The sequence below is a fragment of the Marinobacter sp. G11 genome, from assembly GCF_021282325.1.
Lineage (GTDB): Bacteria > Pseudomonadota > Gammaproteobacteria > Pseudomonadales > Oleiphilaceae > Marinobacter > Marinobacter vinifirmus.
The window spans coordinates 1-4,060 of the sequence record NZ_JAJSPB010000069.1 but is presented as its reverse complement, the minus strand read 5'-3'; the positions used below and the strand labels follow the sequence as shown (position 1 = coordinate 4,060).

At 55.9% G+C, this 4,060-nt stretch carries 4 protein-coding genes and 1 pseudogene; 1 reads left to right on the top strand and 4 read right to left on the bottom strand.

Annotated features, from left to right (window positions below):
• Nucleotides 1-277: 277 nt before the first annotated feature.
• From LWH94_RS18855 to LWH94_RS18845, 3 genes are all read right to left on the bottom strand, one after another.
• Nucleotides 278-1,429 carry a PcfJ domain-containing protein gene (locus LWH94_RS18855; RefSeq protein ID WP_232903270.1) on the bottom strand — a complete coding sequence of 384 codons (1,152 nt, stop codon included), beginning with the start codon at nt 1,427-1,429 and terminating at the stop codon, nt 278-280.
• A 183-nt stretch (nt 1,430-1,612) separates the two neighbouring features.
• Nucleotides 1,613-1,792, bottom strand: a complete 180-nt coding sequence (locus LWH94_RS18850; RefSeq protein ID WP_222447814.1) for a hypothetical protein — start codon at nt 1,790-1,792, stop codon at nt 1,613-1,615.
• Nucleotides 1,792-2,217, bottom strand: coding sequence for a hypothetical protein (locus LWH94_RS18845; RefSeq protein WP_232903269.1), 426 nt, complete (start codon nt 2,215-2,217; stop codon nt 1,792-1,794). The genes LWH94_RS18850 and LWH94_RS18845 overlap by 1 nt, the downstream gene beginning before the upstream one ends.
• Nucleotides 2,218-2,311: 94 nt before the next feature.
• Between LWH94_RS18845 and LWH94_RS18840 the strand changes: the two genes are divergently transcribed.
• Complete coding sequence (locus LWH94_RS18840) at nt 2,312-3,319, top strand: helix-turn-helix transcriptional regulator (protein WP_232903268.1); 1,008 nt, start codon at nt 2,312-2,314, stop codon at nt 3,317-3,319.
• Here the strand turns inward: LWH94_RS18840 and LWH94_RS18835 are convergent.
• A pseudogene (locus LWH94_RS18835) lies at nt 3,316-3,936 on the bottom strand (5'-nucleotidase); the annotation flags it as partial. The gene LWH94_RS18840 and the pseudogene LWH94_RS18835 sit on opposite strands and share 4 nt — an antisense overlap.
• Nucleotides 3,937-4,060 lie beyond the last annotated feature (124 nt).

Sequence of the window (4,060 nt, the reverse complement as noted above, 5' to 3'; positions counted from 1 at the left end):
TCGATTCCACAATAATGGCGGTGGGTGCTATGGTAAAAGTTCATGAGTCTTCTCCCTTGTAGTGCTTGGTCGCCTTCCAGCTTAGCGGGCAACCGCTGGGCTGGGGAGAAGGCTCAATCAGTATCAAGTGCAGGCACAGCGACGCCCTTTTCATTGCGCCTTCGGCTCCATTCCAATGGCGCGCATGCTGCAAGCGTTATTCCGAAATCTGAATGTCCGCTTTGCGACCTTTCTTCGCATCGTTCAGTCTTCACACAGCAGATCTGGTCTGCGTTTCCTAACTGCTTCGACCAGTATTCACCCACCGCCGAATCCAATCCAAAGCACCCTCTGACGGGCTTGAATTACACAGCCCTCGAACCTCACCAACCACCCACGATTTATTCTGATACTCAAGCGATATGGTCAAGCGCTCCGGGTGGACCATCCGGTAAATGAACACTTCCCCGAGAGCGACCGGCACATCATAGCTGCCGACGCAATGGCGCATAGTCGCCCCTTCTTCCAGAAGCTCCAGCCAGGAGCCCAACGGCTCTATACCATCGGTCGGGGCGAGGGGCGGTTTCGGATAGTCTCCGTGCTCCTCAGAAAGCTCCTTCGCCAGGTCTTGCCGTTTCTCTTCGGAGTTTCGGCTGTTTGCCCGGTTAAAACGTTCAACCAAGCGGTCATGTTGGTCCTGAAGGGTTTCTCGGGAATGGATTGCTGCAAGGGCCTGTTCGTTACCGCCGGCCATGGCGAGCGAATCCCGAATCATCCGGCATAGCCAGGACAACTCCACTGCCGAGGTGTGTTCGTCCACCAGATTCAGCAATCCGGGCCACAACGGTTGCCGAACGCGATTCAGCAAACGAAGGTGGTTCACATGGAGGTGAGGGTGGTGCCGCATCAAGGCTAAGTACTCGGGGTTCTGAAGTGCGGCGCGAATATCTTCCAGCTCCCAAGGTAATAAAAGCGACAAGACCAGGCGACGGACTGAGCGAACGAGGGATCTGCTGCCCGGAAGCCCAACTGCTTTAAGGATATCGGAGCGCTTACCGGCCAGAAACGCGTTAAACCGCTCGATTGACCAAGACTGTTCACGCGCATGGTCGACCGCGAGGATAAAGAGCAGGGGAGCGTCCTCGGCCAATTCCCGAGCCGCTGCCGAAGCCGCACAGGCCTGTGCGAGCACAAAGTCCATGGCGGGCATCAACGCAGTGATGGCCGATACCGATTTCGGCAGAGCATCACACAGGCGCCTTCCTTTATCATCTTCCAGCGTAAACAGCGGTAACCCGGGCGGCTCCAGGAACTGGCCCGAGGCAATCTGCCCTTCATCGTTGTAGCTGGCCCAACGCAGGGGATGCTCTGAATCCCAACGATGAACCTCAACCCCGACCGGGTAATTGAGTATCTGGCTCAGGTCGTAAACGGTGGTGGTGCTGGTCATACAATTAAGCTCTTCGACGATCTTCAGGCAGGATAATCCAGCGATACGACAGTATGGGTCGCCTGAGCCGTAAAAGTTTGACTACACTGCCTCAGAAAGAACGGCCAAGGATGCAGCTATGCATCGTTGGTTTGCGAGCCGGTAGACGATGTGTCGATTATCTCCGCTGATAGCTAGCTGGTGTTAACGAACCCACCAGGAAATAAAAAACACCGGCGCAACCACCAGGATCGGAATCTTTAACCACACCGGGAAGGCTTCCCATTCCTCCCAACCGACACCGTGGTCATTGAAATAGCTGATGCACAGCATCGACACCACAACCCAGAGCACCACACCCAGCGCAGCTAAAATCAGAATCATCACGCACCTCGCTGGATGTTAAAGACAAGCGTCATCGCATTGGCTTTGCTGATGGTTAGCACGTGAATACTGGCGGCATCTTCGTGCATCTCCAGATTGAGCAACTCCAGCACAGAATTCGAATAGCGAAGCTCTTCAAACCATCGGGCATAGAAATGCTGAACGACGGCGGAAAGATCATCTGACTTGGAGACGAGCTCGCAGCGCAAGAGGGCATCGGGGCAATCGGGCTGCTCGCGAATGAACGATTGCTCGCTGAACACCGGGTCGTTGTGGATCAGGGCGTTAAAGATGTCGTGCTGGAACCCCAGCATGGTGGCGTCGAAATCGTAGGTCTTTGGGGTAAACCCATGTTCTAGCAGGAGGGAAGCAAAATTGTGTTTATTCAGGGCAGGGCTCCTTGTGTCGTTGGCAGAATTGGCCACCGGCTTTACTTGGCCAGCACAAGAATCTAGCATGACATAGCGTCAAAATGTGTCGCTTAAGCTGTCGACTTCGAGAAAAGACAAGGATCCCGCTATGTCCAACACGGCCGTTCGCTACCTCACCATGCTCCGGATGGTGCCCCGGTACCCAAGATCCATCACCACCACCGAACTGGCGAGCCGCCTGGAAGAGCAGGGCTTTTCGGTGACCATGCGCTCGATCCAGCGGGATCTGGAAAAGCTGAGTGCGGATTTCCCTTTGTTGGTTGATGAAAACTCCCGGCCTTACCGCTGGTCGTTCGACCGCAATGCGACCATGGACATCATACCGGCGCTGGATCTGCCGGCAGCCCTGACCTTTGAACTCGCGAAGGCCTACCTCTCACCAATGCTGCCCCCAAGGGCGCTGTCCCACTTAAAGCCTCACTTCGATGAAGCCCACCGCACGCTGTTGAGTGAAAAGAACCCCCTGGGCCAATGGCCAGACCGGGTCAGGGTGATCAATCGGGGATTAGGAGGTGCGCGCCCGCCCGTTGATGCCGATGTTCTGGAAGCGGTCACCGAAGCCTTGCTCCGGGAGTACCAGTGCAAACTTACGTACCAGGCCCGCAGCTGGCCGGAACCGGAAGAGATTGTGGTGCATCCGTTCGGGCTGATATTCCGGGACCCGAACGTGTACCTGATCGGCACTATCGACGGTAGAGAAGGGGTTCGCCAGCTGGTGCTGCACAGGGCGACGGCAGGTGAAGTGGTGGAAGAGCTCATCGAGCGCCCGGAAGATTTTGATCTGGATTTGTACATCCACTCCGGCGCTATGGGCATCCTGAAATCCGATGAGCCGGTGTATCTGAAGTTACGCTGCGACAAACCGGTGCTGAACCACCTGATCGAATCCCCACTGGGATTTGATCAGATCACCACCGAGATTGATGACAAGGCCTTCGAAATGGCCGTCACCGTGGGCGACACCCAGGACCTGCGCTGGTGGCTCACCGCTCAGGCGGTGCATTGCGATATTCTGGAGCCGGCGTGGTTGCGGGATGAGATTGAAGACACGCTCAAGCAGGGGCTGAAGCGGACGCGGCAGGCCAAGTCTTGTTAGCGACTATTCGTGTCGCTTTGAGCATGATTCGCCACCCCAAACGGAATATGTACCATCGGAACATTCCCCGCATCCGACTGCAGATGGCTGCGCTGGTCATCAAAGAACATATGGGGCTTCAGCACATTCAAAATGCGGTCTTTCTTCATACCGCCCAGGAAAAACACCTCATTGGCATCCACGCCCCAGTGTTCCAGGGTGGTAATCACACGCTCGTGGGCAGGGGCGCTGCGGGCGGTGACGATGGCGGTGCGCAAGATGCGCTGGTAGTCCGGATCGGCTTTCTGGGCCTCATCTTCCAGTTGCTGCAGCAGTGACAGCTTTCTGAATAGGTTAGCCAGTGGGCCAGGGCTGTGGGGAATGCGGGCCTTGGAGGTTTCGTGGGCATGGAATGCTTCCAGCTCACCACCTTTGTAAACCCGCTCTGACGCATCATCGGCAATCACCCCATCGAAGTCGAAAGCAATACGCAGCTCGAAATCGTCCTCGTCATCCACCACAGGGGACGGCAGCACCGTGCCTGCCGGGTATTTGTAGTCGATGGCTTTTAGAACATCCTGCTCATTGGACGACAGGAACAGCGACGCATTGAACGCCGGAATATAGGGGTAGGGTGAAGTGGACCCCGAAATTTGGACAGGTGCCTAAGCTCTGATTCATCATCTCCACAAGGAGGAGAATCATGAGCAAGAAACGCAAGCAATACAGCCCATCGTTCAAGTCCAAAGTTGCCCTAGCCGC

What these genes read in the sequence shown, in the direction of transcription:
- LWH94_RS18855 (WP_232903270.1), bottom strand. Translation starts at nt 1,429, where the DNA reads ATGACCAGCACCACCACCGTTTACGACCTGAGCCAGATACTCAATTAC.
- LWH94_RS18850 (WP_222447814.1), bottom strand. Translation starts at nt 1,792, where the DNA reads ATGATTCTGATTTTAGCTGCGCTGGGTGTGGTGCTCTGGGTTGTGGTG.
- LWH94_RS18840 (WP_232903268.1), top strand. Translation starts at nt 2,312, where the DNA reads ATGTCCAACACGGCCGTTCGCTACCTCACCATGCTCCGGATGGTGCCC.